At 65.2% G+C, this 23,940-nt stretch carries 23 protein-coding genes and 1 pseudogene; 11 read left to right on the forward strand and 13 right to left on the reverse strand.

Going from position 1 to position 23,940, the window contains the following annotated elements; genetic code table 11:
- Positions 1 to 28 precede the first annotated feature (28 nt).
- From L0U83_RS15820 to L0U83_RS15830, 3 genes are read right to left on the reverse strand one after another with little or no spacing between them, the layout of a single operon-like run.
- Entirely contained in the window at positions 29 to 2,260 is a 2,232-nt protein-coding gene (locus tag L0U83_RS15820; protein WP_233884516.1) for a xanthine dehydrogenase family protein molybdopterin-binding subunit, read from the reverse strand.
- A complete protein-coding gene (locus L0U83_RS15825; protein ID WP_233884518.1) occupies positions 2,257 to 3,273 on the reverse strand; it encodes an FAD binding domain-containing protein in 1,017 nt (338 codons plus the stop codon). Before L0U83_RS15825 ends, L0U83_RS15820 begins: the two co-directional genes overlap by 4 nt.
- A gap of 16 nt (positions 3,274 to 3,289) precedes the next feature.
- Positions 3,290 to 4,006, reverse strand: a complete 717-nt coding sequence (locus L0U83_RS15830; RefSeq protein ID WP_233884519.1) for a (2Fe-2S)-binding protein — start codon at positions 4,004 to 4,006, stop codon at positions 3,290 to 3,292.
- Positions 4,007 to 4,026: 20 nt separating this feature from the next.
- Here L0U83_RS15830 and L0U83_RS15835 point away from each other — a divergent pair, with 20 nt between their 5' ends.
- Positions 4,027 to 4,236 carry a hypothetical protein gene (locus L0U83_RS15835; protein WP_233884520.1) on the forward strand — a complete coding sequence of 70 codons (210 nt, stop codon included), beginning with the start codon at positions 4,027 to 4,029 and terminating at the stop codon, positions 4,234 to 4,236.
- Between the two features lie 127 nt (positions 4,237 to 4,363).
- On the opposite strand, the gene L0U83_RS15840 is transcribed toward L0U83_RS15835, so the two are convergent.
- Together L0U83_RS15840 and L0U83_RS15845 are read right to left on the reverse strand one after the other, a co-directional pair.
- On the reverse strand, positions 4,364 to 6,016 hold the full coding sequence (locus tag L0U83_RS15840; protein WP_233884521.1) for an FAD-dependent oxidoreductase: 1,653 nt from the start codon (positions 6,014 to 6,016) through the stop codon (positions 4,364 to 4,366).
- 174 nt (positions 6,017 to 6,190) lie between these two features.
- Positions 6,191 to 7,159, reverse strand: a complete 969-nt coding sequence (locus L0U83_RS15845; RefSeq protein ID WP_233884522.1) for a LysR family transcriptional regulator — start codon at positions 7,157 to 7,159, stop codon at positions 6,191 to 6,193.
- Between the two features lie 71 nt (positions 7,160 to 7,230).
- On the opposite strand from L0U83_RS15845, the gene L0U83_RS15850 reads away from it, so the two are divergent.
- Positions 7,231 to 8,301, forward strand: coding sequence for a zinc-binding dehydrogenase (locus tag L0U83_RS15850; protein WP_233884523.1), 1,071 nt, complete (start codon positions 7,231 to 7,233; stop codon positions 8,299 to 8,301).
- Between the two features lie 83 nt (positions 8,302 to 8,384).
- Here the strand turns inward: L0U83_RS15850 and L0U83_RS15855 are convergent, their stop codons facing one another.
- Complete coding sequence (locus L0U83_RS15855; protein ID WP_233884525.1) at positions 8,385 to 9,677, reverse strand: aspartate carbamoyltransferase; 1,293 nt, start codon at positions 9,675 to 9,677, stop codon at positions 8,385 to 8,387.
- Between the two features lie 315 nt (positions 9,678 to 9,992).
- Between L0U83_RS15855 and L0U83_RS15860 the strand changes: the two genes are divergently transcribed.
- The 4 genes from L0U83_RS15860 to dapA all read left to right on the forward strand — a co-directional run bounded on the left by L0U83_RS15860 (position 9,993) and on the right by dapA (position 12,974).
- On the forward strand, positions 9,993 to 10,943 hold the full coding sequence (locus L0U83_RS15860) for a M23 family metallopeptidase (protein WP_233884527.1): 951 nt from the start codon (positions 9,993 to 9,995) through the stop codon (positions 10,941 to 10,943).
- Positions 10,936 to 11,292, forward strand: a complete 357-nt coding sequence (locus L0U83_RS15865; protein WP_233884529.1) for a hypothetical protein — start codon at positions 10,936 to 10,938, stop codon at positions 11,290 to 11,292. Before L0U83_RS15860 ends, L0U83_RS15865 begins: the two co-directional genes overlap by 8 nt.
- Before the next feature lie 55 nt (positions 11,293 to 11,347).
- Positions 11,348 to 11,806 (forward strand): bactofilin family protein, encoded by a 459-nt coding sequence (locus L0U83_RS15870; protein ID WP_233884530.1) that lies wholly within the window; start codon positions 11,348 to 11,350, stop codon positions 11,804 to 11,806.
- A 313-nt stretch (positions 11,807 to 12,119) separates the two neighbouring features.
- Positions 12,120 to 12,974, forward strand: coding sequence for a 4-hydroxy-tetrahydrodipicolinate synthase (dapA, locus tag L0U83_RS15875; protein ID WP_233884531.1), 855 nt, complete (start codon positions 12,120 to 12,122; stop codon positions 12,972 to 12,974).
- Positions 12,975 to 13,139: 165 nt separating this feature from the next.
- Here dapA and L0U83_RS15880 read toward each other — a convergent pair.
- The 4 genes and pseudogenes from L0U83_RS15880 to L0U83_RS15895 all read right to left on the reverse strand — a co-directional run.
- A pseudogene (locus L0U83_RS15880) lies at positions 13,140 to 13,370 on the reverse strand (DUF2866 domain-containing protein); the annotation flags it as partial.
- A gap of 272 nt (positions 13,371 to 13,642) precedes the next feature.
- Positions 13,643 to 13,843 (reverse strand): DUF3562 domain-containing protein, encoded by a 201-nt coding sequence (locus tag L0U83_RS15885; protein WP_233884532.1) that lies wholly within the window; start codon positions 13,841 to 13,843, stop codon positions 13,643 to 13,645.
- A 261-nt stretch (positions 13,844 to 14,104) separates the two neighbouring features.
- Positions 14,105 to 15,166 carry an alkene reductase gene (locus L0U83_RS15890; RefSeq protein WP_233884534.1) on the reverse strand — a complete coding sequence of 354 codons (1,062 nt, stop codon included), beginning with the start codon at positions 15,164 to 15,166 and terminating at the stop codon, positions 14,105 to 14,107.
- A 100-nt stretch (positions 15,167 to 15,266) separates the two neighbouring features.
- Entirely contained in the window at positions 15,267 to 15,590 is a 324-nt protein-coding gene (locus L0U83_RS15895) for an ArsR/SmtB family transcription factor (protein ID WP_233884535.1), read from the reverse strand.
- A 668-nt stretch (positions 15,591 to 16,258) separates the two neighbouring features.
- On the opposite strand from L0U83_RS15895, the gene L0U83_RS15900 reads away from it, so the two are divergent.
- The 5 genes from L0U83_RS15900 (at position 16,259) to L0U83_RS15920 (ending at position 19,368) form a co-directional block, all read left to right on the forward strand.
- Positions 16,259 to 17,119: a phage major capsid family protein gene (locus L0U83_RS15900; protein ID WP_308445059.1), complete on the forward strand. Its 861-nt coding sequence runs from the start codon at positions 16,259 to 16,261 to the stop codon at positions 17,117 to 17,119.
- Complete coding sequence (locus tag L0U83_RS15905; protein ID WP_233884536.1) at positions 17,116 to 17,529, forward strand: hypothetical protein; 414 nt, start codon at positions 17,116 to 17,118, stop codon at positions 17,527 to 17,529. The genes L0U83_RS15900 and L0U83_RS15905 overlap by 4 nt, the downstream gene beginning before the upstream one ends.
- 217 nt (positions 17,530 to 17,746) lie before the next feature.
- A complete protein-coding gene (locus L0U83_RS15910; protein ID WP_233884537.1) occupies positions 17,747 to 17,905 on the forward strand; it encodes a hypothetical protein in 159 nt (52 codons plus the stop codon).
- Between the two features lie 514 nt (positions 17,906 to 18,419).
- A complete protein-coding gene (locus L0U83_RS15915) occupies positions 18,420 to 18,680 on the forward strand; it encodes a hypothetical protein (protein ID WP_233884538.1) in 261 nt (86 codons plus the stop codon).
- Between the two features lie 70 nt (positions 18,681 to 18,750).
- Positions 18,751 to 19,368 (forward strand): hypothetical protein, encoded by a 618-nt coding sequence (locus tag L0U83_RS15920; protein ID WP_233884539.1) that lies wholly within the window; start codon positions 18,751 to 18,753, stop codon positions 19,366 to 19,368.
- 234 nt (positions 19,369 to 19,602) lie between these two features.
- On the opposite strand, the gene L0U83_RS15925 is transcribed toward L0U83_RS15920, so the two are convergent.
- From L0U83_RS15925 to L0U83_RS15935, 3 genes are all read right to left on the reverse strand, one after another.
- Positions 19,603 to 20,661, reverse strand: a complete 1,059-nt coding sequence (locus L0U83_RS15925; RefSeq protein WP_233884541.1) for a HEPN domain-containing protein — start codon at positions 20,659 to 20,661, stop codon at positions 19,603 to 19,605.
- Between the two features lie 564 nt (positions 20,662 to 21,225).
- Complete coding sequence (locus tag L0U83_RS15930) at positions 21,226 to 22,725, reverse strand: tyrosine-type recombinase/integrase (protein WP_233884546.1); 1,500 nt, start codon at positions 22,723 to 22,725, stop codon at positions 21,226 to 21,228.
- Positions 22,722 to 23,684 carry a DNA-binding protein gene (locus L0U83_RS15935; protein ID WP_233884548.1) on the reverse strand — a complete coding sequence of 321 codons (963 nt, stop codon included), beginning with the start codon at positions 23,682 to 23,684 and terminating at the stop codon, positions 22,722 to 22,724. Before L0U83_RS15935 ends, L0U83_RS15930 begins: the two co-directional genes overlap by 4 nt.
- Positions 23,685 to 23,940 lie beyond the last annotated feature (256 nt).

The following is a 23,940-nucleotide window of genomic DNA, read 5'->3' on the forward strand; positions in this document are numbered from 1 at the left end:
GACCTCGCTGCAGGCCGCACAGTGCCGATCACGCAAGCGAATTCATCTGCGGAACGACCTTGTCGAGCGTGATCGGCAAATCGCGCACGCGCACGCCGGTGGCGTGATACACGGCGTTCGCAATGGCCGCCGGCACGCCGGTAATGCCGATCTCGCCGATGCCGCGCACACCGAGCGGATTGAAGCGCAGATCCGGCTCGCCCACGAACAGCACGTCCAGTTCGCCGATGTCCGCGTTCACGGGCACGTGATATTCCGCGAGATTGTTGTTCGCGATGCGGCCCATGCGCGTGTCGAAAAGCCCCTCTTCGTGCAGGGCCGTGCCCACGCCCCACACCATGCCGCCCATCAGCTGGCTGCGCGCTGTCTTTTCGTTGAGCACGCGTCCCACGTCGTACGCGCCGACGATGTGCGCCACGCGTATCGTTCCCGTGTCGGCATCGACGTGCACTTCGGCGAACACCGCGCCGAACGAGTGAAACGCATACTGCTGCTTTTCCGCGCCAGGCCTGGTCGCGATCTGCGCCTCGACGGGCTGCCCGCCCGCGCGTGCAATGACGGCGGCGGCCGGATCGCGGCGCGAATTGTCGCTGCGGCTCACGATCCAGCCGTCCTGCACGCTCACGTCATCGGCGGCGAGTCCGTAGACGGGCGAGCCGCGGTCGGCGCGCGCTAGCGCGACGAGCTTGTCGCGCACGGCTATGCACGCGGCCTGCACGGCGGGCGAGACGCTTGCCGCCGACTGCGAGCCGCCCGAAACCGGTGCTTGCGGCAAGGTCGAATCGCCCAGTGCAAAGCGGATGCGATTGGGCGGGAAGCCGAGGGCGTCGGCGGCCACCTGGGTCATCACCGTGTAGGTGCCGGTGCCGATGTCCTGAGTGCCCGACGCGACCATCGCGGTGCCGTCAGGCAGGATGCGCGCCACGGCGGCGGCTTCGCTGCGATTCGCGGGGTACGTCGCGCTTGCCATGCCAAGCCCGATGAGCGTGTTGCCGTTGCGCATCGCGCGCGGCGTGGCGATGCGCCGCGACCAGTTGAAGCGTTGCGCGCCCGTTTCATAACATTGGCGCAGCGCTTTCGACGACCACGGCTTGCCATCCTGCGGTTCGCTTTCGGCATAGTTCTTCAGGCGCAGCGCGACCGGGTCCATCTTCAGTTGCCACGCCAGTTCGTCCATGGCGGATTCGAGCGCGAACGAGCCCGTGGTTTCACCGGGCGCGCGCATGAATGTCGGCGTGCCGACATTCAGGGGTACGACACGATGGCTCGTGCTGCAATTGGGCACCGCGTACATGATGCGCGTGACGAGGCCGCACATCTCCAGCCAGTCTTCGAACGAGGAGGTGTGGGCGAGCGTGTCGTGGCGCAAGCCCGTGAGCGTGCCGTCCGCGCGCGCGGCGAGCGAGAGGTGCTGCTCGGTGTGCGGGCGCGAGCCGACCGGCCCGAACATCTGCGGGCGCGCGAGCGCTAAGCGCACGGGACGCCCCGTCTGCTTCGCGGCCATCGCGCACAGGCTCACGTGCGACCACGACGACCCCTTGCAGCCGAAGCCGCCGCCGAGGAACGGCGAGATCACGCGCACGTTGTCGGGCGCGATGCCGAACACGGCCGCTACGGCGTTGCGCGCGCCGCTCACGCCCTGAGTGGCGTCGTAGAGCGTGAGGTCGGGGCCGTCCCAACGGGCCATCGTCGCGTGCGGCTCCATCGGGTTGTGGAACTGCGTGGGCGTCGTGTAGATCGCGTCGAGGCGCACCGGACCCTCGTTCATGCCGGCCTCGACGTCGCCGCGCGTCGATTCGACCGGGCGGCCCATCGGGCTTGGCGGCGCGTGCGCGTCGCCCTTCGCACGGTTGAAGTCGAGCGTGGCCTGCGTCGGCGCGTAAACGATGTTGACGTGACGCGCGGCGTCCGTCGCGTGTTCGAGCGTGTCGGCCACGACGACCGCGACGGGCTCGTTGCTGTAGCGCACGACGTTGTCCTGCAGCAGCGTGAGGTGCCGTCCAGCGGGCGGCTTGAGCGGCGAGCGCCCGCCGTTGGGCAGGCGCATCGCGCTCTGGTACGTCATGACGAGCAGCACGCCGGGCATGGACTGCGCGCGGCTCGCGTCGATCGATGTGATCGTACCGCTCGCAATCGTGCTGGTGACCAGCACGGCATGGGCGAGCCGCGTTTCGGGGAAATCGCTCGCATAGAGGGCGCCGCCCGTGACCTTGAGCATGCCGTCGATGCGGTCCATCGGTTGTCCGGTCAGCGTGCTCATGCGATCTCTCCGGTTTTTTGACCTTGCGTGCCGGCGGCGGCAAGCATCGTCGAGCGAATGATCGCGCGCTGCGCGAGCCCGACCTTGAAGGCATTGCCGCTCAGCGGCTTCGCCTGCGCGAGTTCCGCCGCTGCGGCTTCGCGTAGCGTCGACTCATCGAGCGTTTTTCCCGCGAGATGCTGCTCCGCCACGCTCGCGCGCCAGGGCCGATGGGCGACGCCGCCCAGCGCGATGTGCGCCGTGCGTATGCGGTGGCCGTCGAGTTGCAGCGCGCTCGCGACTGATACGAGCGCGAATGCATAGCTCGCGCGGTCACGCACCTTCAGATAGTGCGAGTGCTCGCTGAACAAGGGCGGCGGCAAGTCGACCGAGGTGATCAGTTCACCTGACTGAAGCATCGTGTCGAGATCGGGCCGATCGCCGGGCAAGCGATGAAACGACGCGAATGGAATCGACCGTGCCCCGCGCGGCCCGCTCACCTGCACGGTCGCGTCGAGCGCCGCGAGCGCGACGCTCATATCGGATGGATTGACGGCCACGCATTGCGCGCTTGCGCCGAGGATCGCATGCATGCGATTGAAGCCGCCAGTCGCCGCGCAGCCGCTGCCGGGTGCGCGCTTGTTGCATTGGGTGAAAGCGGTGTCGTAAAAGTATGCACAGCGTGTGCGTTGCATGAGATTGCCGCCCACCGTCGCCATGTTGCGCAGTTGCGGCGAAGCGCCTGCGAGCAGCGCTTGCGAGAGCAGCGGGTAGCGCGTGCGCACGAGCGTGTGATTGGCCGCGTCGCTGTTGCGCACGAGCGCGCCAATGCGCAGGCCGCCGTTGGGCAGCGTTTCGACTTGATCGAGCGTTTCGATGCGCGTGATGTCGATGAGCGTCACCGGATGCGCGACGCCGCCTTTCATGAGATCGAGGAGATTCGTGCCGCCGCCGATGAACATCGCTCCGGGCCGCTGCGCAGCGGCGATCGCGCCGTTCACGTCGGGGGCGCGCTGGTATGAGATGGCATCCATGTTCGTGCCTCTGTACTCAGGCGCTGGCCGTGTGCGCGTCGCGCACGGCGGCCACGATGTTGACATAGGCGCCGCAGCGGCAGATGTTGCCGCTCATGCGCTCGCGTATTTCGGCGTCGCTCAGTTGCGCGGGGCGCGTGCGCACGTCCGGCGTGGCGGCGCTCGCGGCACCCGCCGCGAATTCGCTCAGGCATGCCGTTGCCGAACACAACTGGCCCGGCGTGCAGAAGCCGCACTGGAAGGCGTCGCGCTCGATAAAGGCACGCTGCACCGGGCTCAACGTGGCCGCGCCCGCGAGCCCTTCGACCGTGGTGATGCGCTGTCCTTCGTGCATCACCGCGAGCGTGAGGCAACTGTTGATGCGCCGTCCTTCCACGAGCACGGTGCATGCGCCGCATTGGCCGCGGTCGCAACCTTTCTTCGTGCCAGTGAGACCCGCGTAGTCGCGCAGCGCATCGAGCAGCGTGACGCGTGGTTCGATATGCAGCGCATATTCGCGGCCGTTGATATCGAGCCTGACCGGTTGCGCGGGCGCGGGCGGCGGTGCTTCAGTCGGCGCGGTGGCCGGTGGCGCGTTCTGCGCATGCAGATGAGGCGTTGCGCTCAGCGCGGCAGCGGCGGCGGCCGATTGCAGGAAGCGGCGGCGCGTGACGTCGGCTGGCGCGCGCGAGGGGGAGGCTTGGGAGGCGTCGTCGCAATCACACGGCGCATCGAGGGGACGTTCGTTGGACATGGCGATCAGCGGACTCCAGGATGAAGACGGAACGTAAAGAACGTAAACCGGGACTTCAAGCGCTGGCCGCGCGGAGTTGCGCAGAGTTTCGTCGCGCAGCGGAGCGCCTCTTTCGTGAAGCAATTCCGATGCCGCGGCCGCTTGGCCGCGCATCGCAGAACTGCAAATTGCACTTCTCGAACACGAAAGTAAAGCGCTTGCATGTGAATTTTTCGCTGCATATTCCTTGATGGCGCAACGCTGTCGCATGGCTGGCGCCAGCCCGTCGCGAAGCTGGCGCAGTGGACAGAAACGCAATGCAGCAAGCGGGAAGAAGCGGATTGAAAGTTCGCGCGCGTCGAGTTGTTTGGCGCAACGCTACGCGCGATCTTCCTGCAGGTAACGATGCACGAAGGCGATCGCCATGCTGCCTTCACCAACGGCTGAAGCCACGCGCTTGACCGGGCTCAGCCGCACGTCGCCGCAGGCGAAGACGCCGGGCACGCTCGATTCGAGCAGGTAAGGATCGCGCCGGTGAGACCAGCGCCCGGCTTTCACGGCATCGTCGCCGGTCAGCACGTAGCCGCGTTTGTCGCAGGCGATCTCCGGCGGCAGCCAGCCCGTTTCTGCGTCAGCCCCGATGAACACGAACAGGCCGCCGCATTCGCGGCGGCTCACGCTGTCACTCGCCGTATTGAGCACGTCGATGGCGTCGAGATGTGTGTCTCCGTACACGCCGACCACTTCGGAATTCAGTTCGACGCGCACATTCTCCTTCCCGGCCAGCTGTTCGACGAGATAGCGCGACATCTTGTTCTCGAGTGATTCGCCGCGCACGATGAGCGTGACGGCGCGCGCATGATTCGCGAAGTACAGCGCGGCCTGTCCCGACGAATTGCCGCCGCCGATCAGGTACACGTCGAGCCCGTGTGTGCCGCTGGCTTCGCTGCGCGCCGCGCCGTAATAAATGCCTTTGCCGATGAAGCGGTCGAAGCCTTCGATCGCGAGGCGCCGCCACGTGACGCCCGTCGCGAGAATGAGCGTGTGCGCGCGCACCATGTCGCCGCCGTCGAGATGGACTTCGCGCGCGGCGGTATCGACACGCGCAACGGCGCGCGTGACGAGAATTTCCGCGCCGAGCCGCCTTGCCTGCTGCAGCGCGCGGCTCGCCAGTTCGTCGCCGGAAATGCCGCCAGGAAAGCCCAGATAATTTTCGATGCGCGATGAGGTGCCAGCCTGGCCGCCCGGTGCTTCACGCTCCACCACGATGGTACGGAGTCCTTCTGATGCACCATAGACGGCCGCGGCAAGCCCGGCCGGGCCGCCGCCGATGATCAACGTGTCGTATTCCGTGAGTCGCGGTTGCGTTTGCAGCCCGAGGCGCTCCGCGACCTCGCGCGTCGCGGGGCGGCTTAGCAGCGTGCCATCGGCGAGGCGCAACGCAGGACAGTCCTGTTCTTCGGGGCACGGCCCGCTCCAGCGCGTTTTGAGTTCGGGCGCATCGGGCGTCATCCACTCGCAGCTGATCTGGTTGCGCGCGAGGAACTGGCGCAGGTTCGCGCAGGCCGGGTCCCAGCGCGCGCCCACGAGGGAGACGCGCGTTTTCGGCGGCTCCGCGGAGAGGCCCTGCAAGCCGCCTATGCGCTCGCGTGCGAGCGCGCCCATGCGCGTCGCGACGTCAGAAGAGGCGGCGGCGAGCGCGTAGTAGTGCTGCGCGTCCACGCGCATGACGCGCGAGGGAAGGGCCGCGCGATACGCGCCCGGAAAGGGCGAACTGAGCGCGAGCGGCACTTCGCCGAAGATCGTGCCGGGTAAGCGCCATCCAAGCGTGCGCTCGATGCCGTCGAACAGCTTCACGACCTCCATCTTGCCGGACAGCACGGCGTACAACGCGCGCTCGCCGCCTTCATGCACGGCGTATTCGCCGGGATTCAGATGCAGATCCGCGGAGGTTTGGGCGAGGCGCTCGAGTTCGGCGTCGGGGAGCGTGGAAAAAAGCGGGACCGCGCGGATTTCGTCTGGGGTCAGCATGGCTTCGCAAGTGGCGGGCAAGCAGGAAACGACGATGGGACAACGGCGCGGGGACCGCGCTTTTGTGTTGCGGCGCGGCTATTTTTGAACGTCTCGTGCAGTATAGCTGGCGCGCATGCGGACCGTTTCCTGCTCGTTCACCGAATCAATCGACTGATGAATTGCGCGTGAGCGTCAATCAAGAGGATCGCTAACCATGTCGCCGGTAGTCATCGCAGCCACCGTCTCGCGCAGCCATACGAGCGCGGGATCTGCGTGATTACGCGGATGCCATGCCGCATGCATCGAGAAGCCGCGTGCCTCGAACGGCAGCTCGAAAAGGTCCACGCGGTCCTGGTAGCGTGCGATGAGCCGGTAAGGCAGCGTCGCCACGTAGTCCGTGCGCGTGAGCACCTCGGGCACGAGCGTGAAGTGCTGAACCGAGTGCGCCACGCGGCGGCGGCGGCCAAGCGCTTCGAGATGCTCGTCCATGAAACCGAAGAAGCTCGCACCGCTGGTCGAAACGAGCACGTGCTCGAGCGCGCAATAGCCGTCCAGGTCGAACGCGGCCGCGCCGCGCGGGTGCCCTTTGCGTTGAGCCACGACGAAGCGCTCGTCGTAGAGCTTTCTGGCCTTTAGCGTTGGTGGCACCTGCTGCGCGGAGCCAAGCAGCAAATCGATCTCGCCGCGCTCGAAGCGCTCCGCGAGCGAACCCGATTCAATGGCGATGAACGCCAGTTGCAGCCCAGGACCGGCCAGCCGCGGCCACTCGATCATCAGCGGCAGGCCCAGCACGGCCACGCACTGGTCGCTTGCGGCGACCACGAAGCGCCGCGTGCCGGTGAGCGGATCGAACGCGGGTTCGCGGCGCACCACGGTTTCGAGCGTCTTGAGCGCCGCATGCAGCGGCTCCATCAGTTCGAGCGCGCGCGCCGTGGGCGTCATGCCGCGGCCACTGGCGGCGGGAATGAGCAGCGGGTCGTCGAAGAGCTGGCGCAGCCGCGCGAGCTGCGCCGAAACGGCCGGCTGCGTGAGATTCAGCCGCGCGGCGGCGCGCGTCACGTTCGATTCGACGAGCAGGGCGTCGAGCGACACGAGCAGGTTCAGATCGATGCCGGAGAGATCAATCACGGTGATAGGTGGAATGTAGGCGATTGATTTCAAGAATACGTCTCGCTCGCCTAGAGTTCAATCCGTCAGATGAACCGTGAAAACCCTTTCCACTAGGAGATGTCATGAAAGCCTGGATGCTCGATAAACCCGGCCAGCCGCTCGCGCTGCGCGACGTTCCGCGACCCGAACCCCGCCGCGGCGCGTTGCTGGTGGGCGTGGAGGCCGTGCCGCTCCTGAGCTACACGCGCCAGTACGTGCAGGGCAAGCTGCCGTACGGCTATCCGCAGGGGCCGTTTTCGCCGGGGACCAACGGCATCGGCCGGGTACTCGCGCTCGGCGAAGGCGTGTACGGCTATCGCGTAGGCCAGCGCGTGGCGCTGAGCCCCTACTGGATCGCCGACGAGGCGCTGCGCGAGCCCGCCCAGGCACTGCTGGGGCTCACCGCGATCAGCCCGGACAGCGCGCCCATGCTCGGCGATTTCCCGCACGGCACGCTGCGCGAGGCGGTCGAGTTTCCCGCCTCGACTGTGTTCCCGCTCGACGGCCTCGACCACGTGGCCTCGGCGCACCTCGCGGCGCTCGGCAAGCTCGTGGTGCCCTTCGGCGGCCTGCGGCGCGGCCGGCTCTCGGCAGGCGAAACCGTCGTGGTGAACGGAGCAGCCGGTGCGTTCGGTTCGGCGGCCGTGCTCGATGCGCTAGCACTCGGCGCGGGCCGTGTCGTGGCGCTCGGCCGGCGCGCGGCGGCGCTGGCGCCGCTCGCGAAGCTCGGCGGCGGCCGCGTGGTGACCGTGGCGCTCAGCGGCGAGATGGCGCGCGACGTGGACGCCATTCGCGCCGCCGCGAACGGCGGGGCCGATCTCGCCTTTGACATGGTCGGCCACGCCACCGACCCGGGCGCCACGCTCTGCGCGCTGCGCAGCCTGCGCCGCAACGGCCGCATGGTGCTGATGGGCAGCATGGAGGTGGATCTGCCGATCAAGTACGGGGAGATGCTCATCAACAATTGGGAGTTGATCGGCCACTTCATGTACAGCGGCGCGGACTACCGCGCGCTGATCGCGCTCGTGCAGTCGGGCCAGTTGCCGCTCGATGCGATCGAAGTGGAGCGCCACGCGTTCGATGCGCTGGAGACCGCGATCGACGCGGCGGAGAAGGCCGAGGGGCTGACGTGCGTCGCGGTGTGCACGTCGTAAAGCGCGCAAACGCTCCATAAGCCAATCGGCCCGCAAGCGCGACTGACGCTTGCGGGCCGATTTCGTTGCGAGTTCAACGAGAATTAGTCGATGCCGTGGAACACAGCGTCGTCCGGGCCGAGGTATGCGGGCGGGCGCCACACTGCGTCGCGCGTCGAGTGCTGCACGAGATTCTCCACGCCGAGCAGCACCGCGAAGATCGCCATGCGCACCGGAATGCCGTTGTCGGTCTGGCGGAAGATCGCGAGGCGCGGATCGTGGTTCAGATCGGTCGAGAGATCGTTGGCGCCCGGGCGGCTGTCGCGCGGCAGCGGGTGCATCACGAGTGTTTCGGCGCTGCAGCACTCGTCCATCGTTGCCTGGTTGATCTGGAATTCGGGCGTGTAGCCTTCGAACGACTCGTCGGCGAAGCGCTCCTTCTGGATGCGCGTGGCGTACACGACGTCCGCGCCGCGCAGACCTGCACGCAGGTCGTGCGTTTGCTCGACGACGTGGCCGTTGGTCGAGATCTTGTCGACGATGTACGCCGGCATTTCGAGCTGCGGCGGCGAAATGAGCGTGAACTTGATGCCGCGATACAGTGCGAGCAGCTTCACGAGCGAGTGCACCGTGCGGCCGTATTTCAGGTCGCCCACGAGCGCAATATGCGCGCCGTCGACGATCTTGCCGAGGCGCGAGAACTCGCGCTGGATCGTGTAGAGGTCGAGCAGCGCCTGGCTCGGGTGCTCGCCGGGACCGTCGCCGCCATTGATCACGGGAATATTCACGGCACGCGCGAATTCGGCCACCGAGCCTTGATCAGGATGCCGAATCACCATCGCATCCACGTAGCCGGCCATCACGCGGCTCGTGTCGTAGATCGATTCGCCCTTGGCCATCGAGGAGAACGTGAAGCCGGTCGTGTCGCACACCGAACCGCCCAGGCGGCAGAACGCTGCGCCAAAGCTCACGCGGGTTCGCGTGCTGGCTTCGAAGAACAGGTTGCCGAGCACCGCGCCTTCGAGCACGCGGGAGATTTTCCGGCGGCGCGCAATGGGCTGCATGATGTCGGCCACGCGGAACAGGGCTTCAACGGAGTCGCGCGAGAACTGGTCCACGGAAAGCAGCTGCGGTTTGCCCTCGAACTGCATATGGCTCGCGAGCGAGCGCGAATCTACGCTTTGCGTATAGTCTTCGCGCGGCTCGCCATTGCCGACGATTTCCGAAACGAAGCGCTCGACGATCTCCGGCATGGCGCGCGATTCCTGCGACTCCTCGGGCAGCAGCCAGGTGTCGAGCGCACGACGCGACACGCCGATGCGGCTTGCGAATGCGTCGCGGGTCATGTTCAGACGCCGCATGGCGTCACGGAGGAAGGCTTGTTGCGGAACGCTCATTCTGGCACCCGTGATCTCTGGTTAATGTACGCGGTGCGTATATTAGTTCGACGGTGTGAGAAGTCAAGTTCTTTTGTCGGACGCGCGCTCAAGATCGCGGGTCAAGGCTCGCGGCGGACGAGCGCCCCAGCGTGAAGCATGCCGTGCGGCCCTTAATTTGGGATGGCGTTTTCGGCGACGCCACGATAATCGCCGCTTTGAATTTTTCCAGGCCGGCGCTCGCCGGCTATGGCAGCCGAAGATGTCCGCTTTACCTCTCTCATTGCGCTCCCGCTGTGTGAGCGTGCGACCCGCAAGATCCTCACGGAGCCAGCCATGAAATTGCCATGGTCCAGCTCTGCTCGTGACCTGACCAAGGGCGACGTCCGCTTTGTCACACACGAAACGGCGCGGCACGGCGCGATCGCGTCGGCGTGCGCGGCGGCCGTGCTCGCACTCGCCGGCGGCGTGGCGATCGGTCATTTCACGCGCGCTCCTGCCGTTTCCGGTCTCGCCTCGGCGAATCAGCATCACTACGTGGTTGGCGAAATCGGGCGCATGGACGCCTCCATCGCCTTGCTCGATCCGCGCATCGAGCGGCTCGCGGCGCAACTCGCGCAATTGCGCCAGTTCGACCAGCGGCTGCGTGCGCAGCCGGTGCGCGGCGCCGTGACGGCGCCCGCGCCCGCGCGCTCGGGCGATGAAGGCAACGACGACGACGGCGAGGGCGGCCCCGCGCTCGCGCCGCGGCGTTGCGTGGAGGCGTCCGCCGCGCAGGCGAACGCCAAGGCCGTGAACGGCGCAATCGACTGCATGGCCGCGACGCTCTCCGCACTCGAGCAGGCCACCGCCGAGCACGAGGCGGCGTGGGACGCGTTCCCGGGGCGCCGTCCGCTCACAGGCGGGCGCAACGGCTCGCCGTTCGGCAATCGCATCGATCCGTTCACGCAGCGCCTGAGCTTTCATCCGGGCATGGATCTGGTTGCGCCGACTGGCACGCCCATCCTCGCCGCGGCAGGCGGCCGCGTGATCTTCGCGGGTCCGAAGGCCGGCTACGGCAATGCCGTCGAGATCGACCACGGCAACGGCTTCGTCACGCGTTACGGCCATGCCTCGAAGATCGACGTGCGGGTCGGCCAGATCGTGATGCCCGAGGAGCATATCGCCGACGTCGGCTCGACCGGCCGCTCGACCGGCCCGCATCTGCACTTCGAAGTGCTCGTGAACGGGCAGCCCGTCAATCCCGCCGACTATCTCGCACTCTTTGCTGCACCCGCCAATGGCTGATCCGCGACGTACCCCGCGCAAGCATACGAATGCCGATCGCGCTTATGAACTGCAACCGGTGCGCTCGCTCGCGTGGCGCGTGGGTGGCGCGGCGCTATGGGCCGCGCTTGCCGCGACGGCCGGCGCCGGCATGACCGCGTGGCTGCTCGCGCCGCAAGTCGAGCCGAGCTGTCCCGTGGTCGCGCCCGACGCCCTGAGCCGCGAACTCAGCGACACGCAATTGCGGCTCGAACAGGAGCGCGCCGCGCGCGCGACGCTGCAAAGCACGGCGCAAGGCGCGCAGGCCACCATTGCGAAGCTGCAGGCCGAACTCCTGTTCCTGCGAAACCATGGCGCCGGTTCGCGTTGAGCCTCAACGAGCGCCACACATCTTCATCGATTTTCACACCACACGGTAGCTTTCCATGTTCAGCAACAAGAAAAAGCCGCAACCCGGCATCGAGCAAACCAAGCTGGCGACGCTGATCGCGCAGGACATCACGATCACGGGCGACCTCGAATACGCCGACGGGCTGCGCCTTGACGGCCGCGTGCATGGCAACGTCGCCAGCAAGCACGGCGCGAAAACGCTGCTCGTGCTGAGCGAGCGCGGCGCGATCGAGGGTAACGTGCATGGCTACGACATCGTGGTGAACGGGCGCATACAGGGCGACGTGATCGCCGATCACTTCGTCGAACTGCAGTCGAACGCGCACGTGGTCGGCAACATCTACTACCAGCAATTGCAGATGGACTGCGGCGCTTCGGTGGATGGCAAGCTCACGAGGCGCGACCCCGGCAATAGCGGCAATAGCAGCGATAGCGGCGATGTTCAGAGCCTGCTGCTTGATTCGCCTCAGTTCGAGGTGCTGCCGCGCGAGTGAGCGCGTAGCGCGCGCTACGCGAATGCGCGATCTCGGTTACACTGCGCGACATGCCACGTAACCCGCTCCGCCACGATCTGCCGAATGTCACCGCCGCCACGCGCGCGGTGTCGTCGCTCGCGCAGCCTTCGTCGGTGTGGGTGAAAGCCAAAGCCAAAAAACAGCCGCTCATCTGACCGGAGTCTGCTGTTCCGTCAGATGTGCGATGGAACAGCCAGTCGAAGGCGCCCAGCCTTTTGCTTCACTCCCGGCTTGCTTCCCTCCTGCGCACCGCTGAACGGACCTTCCATACGGTCGAGTTCAAGGGAAAGTCATGTCTGAGTTTTCGGGTATCTGGATTCCGCTCATCACGCCGTTCAACGCCGGCGCGGTTGATCACGCTGCGCTCGACGCGCTCGTGCGCCGCTACGTCGAGGCCGGTGTGGCCGGCTTCGTCGCGCTCGGCACGACCGGCGAGCCCGCCGCGCTAAGCGACGAAGAAGCGGACGACGTGCTCGCCACCGTGCTGGCGTCGGCCGGCGGCCTGCCGGTCGTGGCGGGCGTGAGCGGCAATCATACGGCGGCGGTCTGCGAGCGCATTGAGGCGCTCAACGAGCGGCCGATCGCGGGCGTGCTGGCGGCTGCGCCTTACTACATTCGTCCTGCGCAGGCGGGCGTGATCGCCCATTTCGCGGCGCTCGCCGATGCGAGCAGCAAGCCCGTGATCGTCTACGACATCCCCGCGCGCACGGGCGTGCGCATCGAGTTGCCGAGTCTGCTCGAACTCGCCGCGCACGAGCGCATCGTCGCGGTGAAGGACTGCGGCGGCTCGCTCGACAAGACGCTCGCGCTCATTCTCGACGGCCGTTTGCAGGTGCTCTGCGGCGAGGACATCGACATGTTCGGCGCGATGTGCGCGGGCGCGAGCGGGGCGATTGCGGCATCGGCGCATTGGCGGCCGGAGCGTTTCGTGGGGATGGCGCGCGCGTTGCAGGAAGGGCGTCTCGCCGATGCGCGCGCGATCTGGCACACGCTTGTGCCGCTCGTGCGCGCGGCGTTCGCGGAGCCGAATCCAGGGCCGGTGAAGGCGGGGCTTGCGGCGTGCGGGTTGATCCGCAATGAACTGCGTGCGCCGATGACGCGCGTGAGCGGTGAACTGGAGGAGTCGCTGGCGCGGCTCGTGGTTTGACGACTTCCGTGCGGGAAGGCGGCGTGGCGGGATGAGATGCGGCGTGCGCGCCGCCCGAAAGCGGCGCTACTAGCGCGCCGCGCGCGCGTTCGCGGCGCTCGATGCACGACGGCGGCGTGTGCGCGGGCGTTCGACTGCGGCGGGTTCGCCGTTCAGCAGAATGCGGCGGCCGGGCACGTGTTGCGCGACGAGGCGGGCGATGTCGAGCGCCGTGCTCTCGGCGGGCACGACCTGGCGGCGCGCGCTGTCGTCGAGCGGCGTCGTCCATTCGACGAGGCGGTAGGCGCGGCCCCACGGGTGCTGGAGCGGCGTGGAGACCCGGCATGACGCGACCGTCGAAGCCGCGCCGTCGCGCAGCAGGGACTGCAGGTGCACCAGTACATCGTCTTCAACCATGACCTCGCTCCTCCTAGGCTTGCCGCATAAAAAAACGCCGCCGATGTTCCGGCGGCTCAACAGGGGTTGAGCCTATGGTTGCAGCAAAGAATTAAACCAACCTTAAGAGAGGAAGCTGGACGAGGTGGGCACGAGTGCGGCCGAGTGGGTCAATGGATGCAGCGGCGCGAGCCCAGTGTGGGCGCGCACCGCTCGAGAGGCGGCGGGTGGAGCGGCCGGCCCCGCTCGGCCGGCGCGAAGATAACCTGAAAGACGGCGACTAGTGCGGGTGACTAGTGCGGCTTCGAGCCATTTTGCCGCAGCGTCGCACGCGTCTTGCGCGCGGCGAACAGCGGCAGGTAGTCCTGAATGCGCGCTTGCGCGCGATATTCATTGAGTGTGTCGGCGTAGATGCGCGCGACCGTTTCCTCCGGCGTGTTGGTTTCTTCGGCGATGGTATGAACGATCTCGGCAACATCGGCGGTCTTCGGCATGACTTGGCTCCGGTCAGCGAGGAGGGGTTGGCAGACAGGGTTTGAATTCAAGGATATCCCGGCGCGGGATACCAATTGAATCCGCCTATCGAGATGTATCGTCGCGGTTGTGTCGACTGAGGGATCTGTCTGAGCTTTGCCGGCCGCTCGCGCGTGGTCCGCGTTTTCAGGCGTTCCAGCGAAAAGCGGCCACGGCAAGGCAGAATGCCTGCGCCGTGGCCGCCAGTTCGTGTGCGGCCATGAGCCGCACACTTGCAATGTTTACGCCGCGCTTTCGAGTGGCGGATAGTCAGTGTAGCCCGTTTCGCCGCGCGCGTAATACGTCGACGGATTCGGCGCGTTGAGCGGCGCGTTCAATTCGAAACGGCGCGGCAGATCGGGGTTCGCGATGAAGAGCTGGCCCCACGCGACTGCGTCGGCTTCGCCTGCCGCCAGCACGGCCTGGGCCGATTCCAGTGAGAACTTTTCATTCGCGATGAACGGACCGCCGAATTCGGCTTTCAGCTGCGGCCCGAGACGGTTATCGCCAAGCGATTCGCGCGCGAAGAGGAACGCGATCTTGCGCTTGCCGAGCTCGCGCGCCACGTAGCCGAACGTCGCCGCCGGATTCGAATCGCCCATCGTGTGCGCGTCGCCGCGCGGTGCGATATGCATGCCCACGCGATTCGCGCCCCACACATCGATACACGCGTCGGTGATTTCGAGCAGCAGGCGCGCGCGATTTTCGATCGAGCCGCCATACGCGTCCGTACGTTGGTTGGTGCTGTCCTGCAGGAACTGGTCGATCAGATAGCCGTTCGCGCCGTGAATCTCCACGCCGTCGAAACCGGCGGCCTTCGCGTTGACCGCACCCTGGCGGAACGCGGCGATCACGCCGGCGATTTCTTCGGTGTCGAGCGCGCGCGGCGTGACGAACCCACGTTGCGGACGCACGAGGCTCACATTGCCTTGCGGCGCAATGGCGCTGGGCGCCACCGGCAGATCGCCGTTCAGGAACACAGGGTCGGACACGCGGCCCACGTGCCACAGTTGCATGAAGATGCGGCCGCCCGCGGCGTGCACCGCGTCAGTCACGATCTTCCAGCCTTCCACCTGCTCTTGCGACCAGATGCCGGGCGTTTCGGCATAGCCGACGCCTTGCGGCGTCACCGAGGTCGCTTCGCTGATGATGAGGCCGGCCGTCGAGCGCTCGGCATAGTACTTCGCCATGAGCGCGTTGGGCACGCGCACTTCGCCTGCGCGTTGACGCGTGAGCGGGGCCATGATGATGCGGTTCGGCAGCGTGAGGTCGCCGATCTGGATAGGGTCGAAAAGCGTTGCCATGTAGGTTCACCTTGTCTGCGGGCGCGGCCCGCGGGCTGAGAAGCGATACAGGAATCGAAACGGACGATGCGTAGTCAGCGGATGTTTCGTCGCCGAGGGATCACAACTGCGCGTTCATATGGGCGATAAACGCCTCGATGACCGGCTCGTTGCGCTTGAAGAACACCCACTGCCCCACGCGTTTGGACGTGACGAGCCCGGCCTTCTGCAAGACGGCCAGATGCGCGGACACCGTGGATTGCGAAAGCTCGCAATGCGCGTCGATCTTGCCCGCACAGACGCCGTTTTCCAGCGGCAGCTCCTGGTCGCCGAAATGCATCTGCGGCTCGCGCAGGCTCGCGAGGATCTCGCGGCGCACGGGATTCGAGAGCGCCTTGCAGATCGCGTCGACGTCCAGAGGTGGAGGGGTTGGGTGAGTCTTCATCGCGGTTGCATCGTAACTGTCCGAATCATATATCGGAATTATACGATATGGGCGATGACACTCAATTCAAGAGGGTTGTCGGTTATCGGCATACAAAAAAGTCCGCACTTTCGTAGCTGCGCTCTAAACGCACAAAAAAGAGCGCACCCGCCGTCCCATATTGTGGAGTTGTCGCTCAAGTATTTGTTTTAATTTGTAATTTGTCTTTTGATGCCACGACATCGGCAGGGCCGGAAAGGCTGGGAAAGGCGGCATGGCGCTCCGATTTACGTTCGGATAACTAAGTATAAGTCTGCACCCGCCACGTCCAGTAACGATTTGCCGGGAAATTTCATTATGCTTTCGATTTCGGTTTGCGATCGGAGCGACGAGCCACCGTGGCGTGTTAGGGCCATCTTGGCGGTCTCGAGCGTTGGCGCCATCTTCGGCTCGATGAGGACGGTTCGTACGTCGTTAGTGGTGCAACTCACCCAGGGAGGGGTGGCTATGCACTGGCACGCATCGCACGTGCGCTGATCCTTGCTCGCGGTGAGGCCGTAGCGGCCCGTGCTTTTGCCGAAGCGAACTATGGTGCTAACTCGCTACCCGCACGCCTGCTCGCGAAAAATGTAATCGGCACGGGTGACATTGTCGGCGACGTCGACGCCCGCACCGCAAGTGAAGCCTTCATCGCGCTCGCACGGCGCGGCTCGCTGATCGAAGCCATCAACGGCGTGGTGCCCTTCGCGAAGCTTCCCTTCAATGTGCCATTCATGGCCGAGGGGGAAGGCGCGACCGCTTACTGGACACAGGAAGCGACGCCGATCCGTACCTCGCGCGAAGGCTTCAAAACCTTGCGCATGCAGGTGCTCAAGCTCACGGCACTGGTCGTGCTCACCGCCGAACTACTCAAGCTCATCGGACCTACAGCCGATGCGATGATCAATCGCTCATTGATGCGCGCGGCAAACCTGCTCGAAGGCACGAGTTCCATCGATCCGGCAAACGCGGGCACCCCCGACGTCGAGCCGCCCTCGATCACGTACGGCGCACCGAGCACCCCGAGCACCGGAAGCACCCCTGCCGCCATCGCGGCCGATATCGAAGCGCTGTGCGCCGGCTTCACGGGTGACCTCGGCTCGGCCGTATGGCTGCTCTCGCCGGCTACCGGCGTGACGCTCGCGCTGATGGGCGCGTCTGTCGGCGCGCTGAATTTCGGCGTGGGTGGGGTCGACTATCTCGCGGGCGTGCCCGCCGTGTGCCATAGCGCCGTGCCCGCCGGCCTGCTCGTGCTGCTCGATCCGGCCGGCATCGCGATCACCGAGCGCGTGCTCGAAGTCGACGCCTCAACGCAGAGCACCGTCGAAGTCGAAGACAATGAAGGCGGTGCAAGCTCGCTCGTGAGCCTATGGCAAATGAATCTCGCTGCGGCAAGGCTGCGCGAGTACGTGAACTGGCAACGTGTTAACGACGGTGCGGTATCGGTGCTCACCGGCTTTCCGGCCGCTGGCACGGTCACCACGGCGAAGGCATCGGGGGCGAAAGCATGAAGCACCACACGCACCACAAAGACGCCCGCTCGCTCGCCAGTGTCTATGCGCTTCACCCGCTAGCCGGCGAGCGCTCATGGTCCTACGTGATGGACCGCGTCGGCCGCGCCTTGCAAGGGCACGGGTATCACGTCCGGCGTGCCGAAGAAGATCGCGTGCGCGATGACCTCGAAAGCTCGCTGCTCACGCTGTGCGGCATGGTTGGCCGCGTCATTGCCGAGACCGGCGCGAAGATCAAAACCATCGATTGCTTCGAGCACGCTCACACGCCCGGCCGCGTATGGATCATCACCGAGCTATCGAGCGGACACCTTCACGGCGTGACGATCCCGCTCATCAATCCGGCACCGTGGCGCTCGCCCGTTGTCGAAGACGCCGGCCCGGTGTTCATGCTCACCGCTCAAAACTGAGCGGCGAGAACGGGCGAAGGCACGGGCGGGGGAGTGTTTAGCAAGGGATTAGGGCCGGGGACACCCCGAAGCGCAAGTGAAAAAGCTAAAGCCCCTTTTTAACCGAATGCATCCCGGCATGAATCCGGCGCTACCCGGAGAATCCGGGCCGCTTCCGCGTGGCGGCCGGTGCCCCAATAGGCGCAGGATATGGGCCATCTTTGGGCCGAAGCACGAAGTGAAGGAGAAGCACGATGAACCATCGCGGAAGGAAGAGCGCAAGCGAAGAAGCAGAAGCCATCGCACTGGTGCCGGTGCCGCGCATGCGCGCGCCCGCATCGTTATCGGTGCCCGCGCGCCGTATCTGGCGCTCGATCTTGGCTTCTTTGACGCCTGACTTCTTCCGGGCGCACGACGCGCCATTGCTGTCGAGTTATTGCGAAGCGTGTGCCATGAATGCGCAAGCGCGCGGGTGATCCCGGCCGAAGGGCTGATCGTAGCCGGCGAGAAGCATCCGGCATTCTTCATCTTCACATCGAGCGCGGGCACGACGGCGACTTCAGGCACGAAGCTTCGGCTCGCGCCATCGAGCCGTATGAGCAAGGATGTGGCGGCACGAAGGCGAACGCAGTGCGCGCACCCGGCACACGGCCGCCTTGGGCTCGCTAGTCATGAAGTGTCGCAATGCCTATGGCCTCGAACCCGTTGCGGCTCGTGCCGGACTTGTAAGCTGGCATCGGATTAAACGTTCAATGGCGACCTGACGTCACATACAAATACCTTACATCTCCGATATAGTTGATATGTCATCTATTGAAGCCGATCATCGCACCAAATGTCACCGCATGCGGACGGCCACGCTTCCTAGGCTAGAGGGCTTCAAACGGACCATCAATTTACTCGGAGCAATCATGAAACGCACTGTCATCGCCTGCCTGCTGGCCCTCACCGCTGTCTCAGCCCATGCGTGGACCTATAACTCCCAGCAAGTCGGTAATACCACGTATAGCAATGGTTACGATGGCAACGGTGGGTACGTCAACTCGACTAGCCAGCAAATTGGCAATACCACCTATACGAATTCGTACGGGCAAGATTCGCAGGGCAATCAAATACATCAAAACTGCAACTCGCAGCGCATCGGCAATAGCGTTTACACCAACTGCTACTAATCAATAGGTGTGGGCCGATCAGGTGGTCCATGTCCCATGGTAGCCATGAAAACCGATTCTTGAGAAACACATGAAACATCATATTCTTGCGCCGCTACTTCTCGCAACGGCTGCCATATTTGGTTCGCCATCTTTCGCAGTTGAAGCTCAACAACAACTGAATACGGTGAGGCAAGAGCCGACGAACTTGCCGGAAATCAAAGCCGAAGCAGGAGCAGGAGCAACCACGTCCGCGCCCTTGGAATTCAAAGGCTTGGTAGTTGGCCAAACGGTGACTACGCAGCAAGTTCAGTCGACGCTCGGCATTAAGTGCGGCATCGGCGCAAACCAGATGCAGGTCTGTAACGGGCAGGGAACAATTCTCGGCTATCCGGCGAGCTTTAACGTTGTTGTAGGATCTGACGGGATACTCGATCGCATCGCAATACGATTGGATTCAGGGCACTACGCCGCCGTTGCGGACGCATTTCACAAGAAGTTCGACCCCGCAACCGCGATCGATCACTCCACAGTTCAGAACAGGTACGGCGCGGCCTTTGAAAACGAACGTGTTGTGTGGGGCGATCTCAACGGCGAGACTCTCATGCTGCGTAAGTATGCAGGTAGGCTAGATACGTCGTCTGTCTGGTTTTCCACCAAGCGCGACCGCGAGTTGTTCAGCGAGAAGAAGAACAGCAACGATCTATGAGCGCGTGCGCAGCCCGTATAGTTGCCCAAATGTGTGGTGTTCACCGAGCGCCGCGCGCTCAGAGCATGAAGTGGCAACGGCTCGCCCACGAGCCGCTGGCACCCCTTGGTGGCTTAGCCCCGTCGCACCCCGCACAAGCGTTTCTGGCACGCCGCGTGGCCCCTTTCCGGGGTATTCGCGCGGCCTTGCCTGTTTGCTGTGTAACCTCTTGCCGGGTATTCAGGCTGGCCACGCTTACGAGGCTGGAAACTCGGCAGCTTCCCGGCGCAAGATACTGTGCAATAGATACATGGCGTCATCAAGTCTTCCCCGCTGATCCGCCTTAAGGCGGCGACTTCGTCCATGTACTACCTCGGAACGGACTTCATAAATCTTCCGAAATTTATCTGATATTTCGTTCCGTTGCCGTGCGCCCTTACCAAGTAAAAATGCGCAGCGATCCGCCAGCTTTTCAGTGATGCTCGTCTCTTTGCTCTTCCCGAGAATCGCCTCAATGCCGATACATGCACTTAACAGCGCTTGCGTTTCGTTTCGACTCATCGACGCATCAAACGCCCACTCCAAGCCCGTTAAAATGCGAGTCGCATCCTCGTTTGATTCTTTTGCGCGAAGTAGTGCAGAAAACTGCTGAAGTGCGCTCGTGATTGATTGTTCGGGTGGCAGAACTGTGTCGCCATCGCTATGGAGACCGAGCATACCGACGGTGCGATGAGCAGGTTTGTATTTAACCGAGCCAAATGTCGACCTTAGATCCTCGGCAATTTCAACTTCTATGGAGTTGTCGGAACGATCAGTTTCGTTCCCCCTCATCCAGCTTTCCCGGGCCGTAGTCGAAATGCTATCAATTACGAGTCCATAGCCTGACAACGCAAGCAGTTGGAGGAGTTGCTTCGCACGTGCTATCGCATTGGCAGCGCCAAAGCTGCTTTCTGAAGAATCCAAATGACCAACAACCTTGATCTCAAGACAGATTGAGCCTGGTCCCCCTTGAATTAGGCTGCTTAGGCTATAACTGCGAAGGGCGGCGGCCAATTGGTTTTTTCTATCCGAAAACGCGGGTTTAGCGATGACATTCGATCGTATTAACCGACTGCTGGCGTCTAGGGCAATGTCAACGTCACCATCGATCAGAACGCCGGGGAGCTCGATTAAAACTGAGTATGGGCGTGGGTAGCGCATCAACTCATCAGTCATACGGTCGATCCATGCGGCGCTACCTCTTTCTGCGGTAGGCGCAGTTACCCCAGATGCCGAAGAGGCGCGATTAGCCTCGTTTGCGGCTGATGCAATCATCGAAACCGCTCCTCCGATACTAACCAGGTCGGACCACGGCTTATGCGCGATGAGGTACCGGACTGTCTTGTTAAACCCCTCGCGACTGATTCCAAAATCGGCTACCGGATCATGGAAATCGGCAACCAAGGACCGAACAGCGGATCGGTTAGCGTTATCCGGCTTATGAGATATGGCCATCGGTGACGTTATATTTTTGAGGCAGACTAGGGGAACTACCTCGCTATTCTAAACGGATGACGCAAAGGCATTGAGAACGCCATACTGACGCTCGGGAGGGTGGAGAACATATCAACAGGGCCTTGCCACCGGCCCCCGTCGCGCTACCGTAAACCTTGCCGCGCCGATTCCCGATCGAGCCAAGCTCGCGCCGAAAACAAAAAACCCGCCGAAGCGGGTTTGTGACGGATGGCGGCGGAAATCGCGCCGAACATGTCCTCAGAATGTCCCCAGTGTCCGCAATGGCCGGCGGAACGGTCAATAGCGGAAGTAGGGACGCCGATCAGCGATGAGCCTCGGTCGAAGTAGTAATCAAGATGTATTTCCGTTTTTTTCCGGGGCGGGTTAATCGTCGTGCGGAAAACTCCCCTCCACAAACGCACGCAGCTGCGTGGTGTCGGTCCTCGCATACGCTGCCGTCGTCTGCACCGAGGCGTGGCCGAGCAGCGCCTGCGCCACCGGCAGCGGCACGCGGTGATCGACCACCAGCGTGCGCGCATAGCCATGCCGCAGCCAGTGCGTGGAGGCGGCCTCGAGCGCCGCGCGCATCGCGCTGTCCTCGGGCGGCAGTCGCGTCGCAGCGAGTGCAAACACCGCCCGCACCTCGTCGTAGAGGCCGCTCGCACCCAGCGCGCGGCCGCGTTCGCTGTGGATGAGCGGCAGGCGTTCGCCGGGCGGCGGATCCGCGGGCAGGCCCCGCGCCCGACGATAGGCACGCAGGGCAGGCAGGCAGCCTGAGGGCAGCGGGATCGCGCGCAGCCTGTTCCCCTTGCCGGTGACGTGCAGGGTCCACTGCCGGGCCTCATCCACCTCGATGCGCGGCAGCGCAAACTCCTCGTTCCACACCAGTTCGGCGAGCCGGATGCCGGCAAAGCGGTACAGCGCCCAGACCGCGCGGCGCCTGGCCCACACGATCGACGGGACGTCCTCCGGTGCGTTGCCGGCGGCCACTGCATCGCAGTGTGCCAGGGCCGCCGCGGGCAGGAACCGCACCGGCGTCCACGTCATGCGGGCGCGCCGCCCGGCGGCGAGTCCTTCCGCTGGATTGATGGCCAGATACCCCGTGCGGTGCCACCAGGCAAAGAGGCTCGAGATCACGGCCAGTGCACGCGAAACGGTCGCGGGCGCAGCGCGCGTGAGCTTTCCCGCCGTGTCACGCAGGGGTGCCTGCACGGCGTCGCGGTACGCCATCAGGTCCTGGCGGGTGAGATCCGAGAACGGCCCCAGGTGCTCGCGCTGGCACCAGGCCGCGAGCCGCCGCAGTTCCGTCACGTAGGCGCGCAGCGTGTGCGGCGAGTGCGAGGCCCGCTCGCGCAGGAAGAGGCGCACCGCCTGCGCGTCATCGGCCACACCGAGCGTGTTGGTCAGCGCCGCCGCATTCGCGAAGCGCCCGGCGCGTGCCAGCCACACCGGATCGATGGCAGCGGGCAGCAGGGCCGCGTCATCCGTGACGGCCTGCTGCACCGTGACGGCGGTTTCCGGCACAGGGCCTGCCGTCATGAAACGGAAGCGCCGCCGGTGCTGCCGCAGCGTGCGGTCGAGCACGGCGGCGGCGGACGGGGCCGAGGTCTCCGGCACCACACGCAGGCGGCCGTGCTCCCAGTACTCGATGGCCGCGTCATGCTCGAGCAGCAGCGCGAACACGGCAGGGTGTTCGCGCTTCGCATCGGCGAGCGACGCACAGCCGCGCTTGAGCGCCGTGAGCGTCCAGCGCAGGAAGACCGGGTGGCCGAGCGCCTGCGCGACGTATTCCAGCGCGGCATCGGTCGTGTCCGGCAGGCGCTGCGGCGGCCGGCAGCCGGTATCGAGCCAGCGGGATGGACTCGACGGATGGGACGGTTTCATCGCGCCTTCCTCGTGGACGGGCCGGCGGCCGCCTTTGCTGTGGGGGCCGTACGCGCCGCACTCCGCGCCGGCCGCCGTGCACCGGCGGATGGCTGCTTTGCGGTCGCCGTGCCGAGGCGCGCCAGCGTCTGGCGCTGCTGTTCGACGAGTGTGGCCAGCGCGGCGGCTTCCGCGGCGGCGTGCTGCCGGGCGTTTCGCTCTTCCGCCAGGTCCGTGAGCAGCCGCTCGCGCAGTGACTCGAGCGCGGTGAGGCGCTCGCCCGCGTGGACGCGTTCCGTCTCGAGGCGCTGCCGTTCCGTCTGGAACGTCTCGCGCTGGTGGGCGGTTTCGATGAGCAGCTGCTTCGACAGGCCCTCGTAGCGCACCCGCTCCGCGGCGAGTTCGCGCTCGTGGCGCTGCGTCGCATCAGCCGTAGCGCTCACGGCGGCCGTCAGCCGGGCCTGCAGCTCGGCGCATGACGATTCCAGCGCCTGGGCGCGTTCCTGGAGTGCCCGGCCTTCAAGCCGCAGGCCAAGCAGGTCGTCGTCGCGTGCGGCAAGCTGCGCGCGCAGGTCAGCCAGTTCCGTGCGCAGCAGTTCCGTACGCAGTTCCGCTTCGTGGCGCGCGGCATCCGCCGTTGCCTTGACGGCATCTGCCTGCTGACGCAAGTGCACCACGTCGGCGAGCTGGGTGGCCACCGCCGCTTCCCACAGCGCGCGCATCTGGGTGGCGATTTCGGGTGGCACATCGGGCGCGGCGAACCCGGCGAGGCCCGCCTGCACGAGTTCCGTCTCGATGGCGTTCAGGTGCCGGGAGAGCATCGCCGGGTCGCCGGCGCCGAGACGCGCCCGGAGCTTGCGCACCGAGACGATCTTGCGGAAACGCGCGTCGGAGGCGGGAGCCGGGTCGCCCGCCTCGGCGAGCATCGCGAGGACGGTCGTGCGGATCGCGTCGGGGGTGACAGCGGCGGGACGGGCCATCGGGGCCTCCGGCAACGGACGGGCGGCAAGCGGGCTGCAAGCAGGCGGCAAGCGGGTAGCCAGCGCCGGCGCGGCGCGGGGAGGTCGGGGAAGCCGGCCGCGCGGGGCGCAGGGCGGGATTTCCAGAATAGATTACGCACAGCCCTGACGCCAGACAACCGTTTCCGGCGCGATGAAAAAGCGGGCTGGCGCGATAAACCCCATTATCGGGGCTAAACGACGCCCAAGATTTTCAAGCGGCGGCAGCCATATACAT

This window comes from Paraburkholderia flagellata (genome assembly GCF_021390645.1).
GTDB classification, from domain to species: domain Bacteria; phylum Pseudomonadota; class Gammaproteobacteria; order Burkholderiales; family Burkholderiaceae; genus Paraburkholderia; species Paraburkholderia flagellata.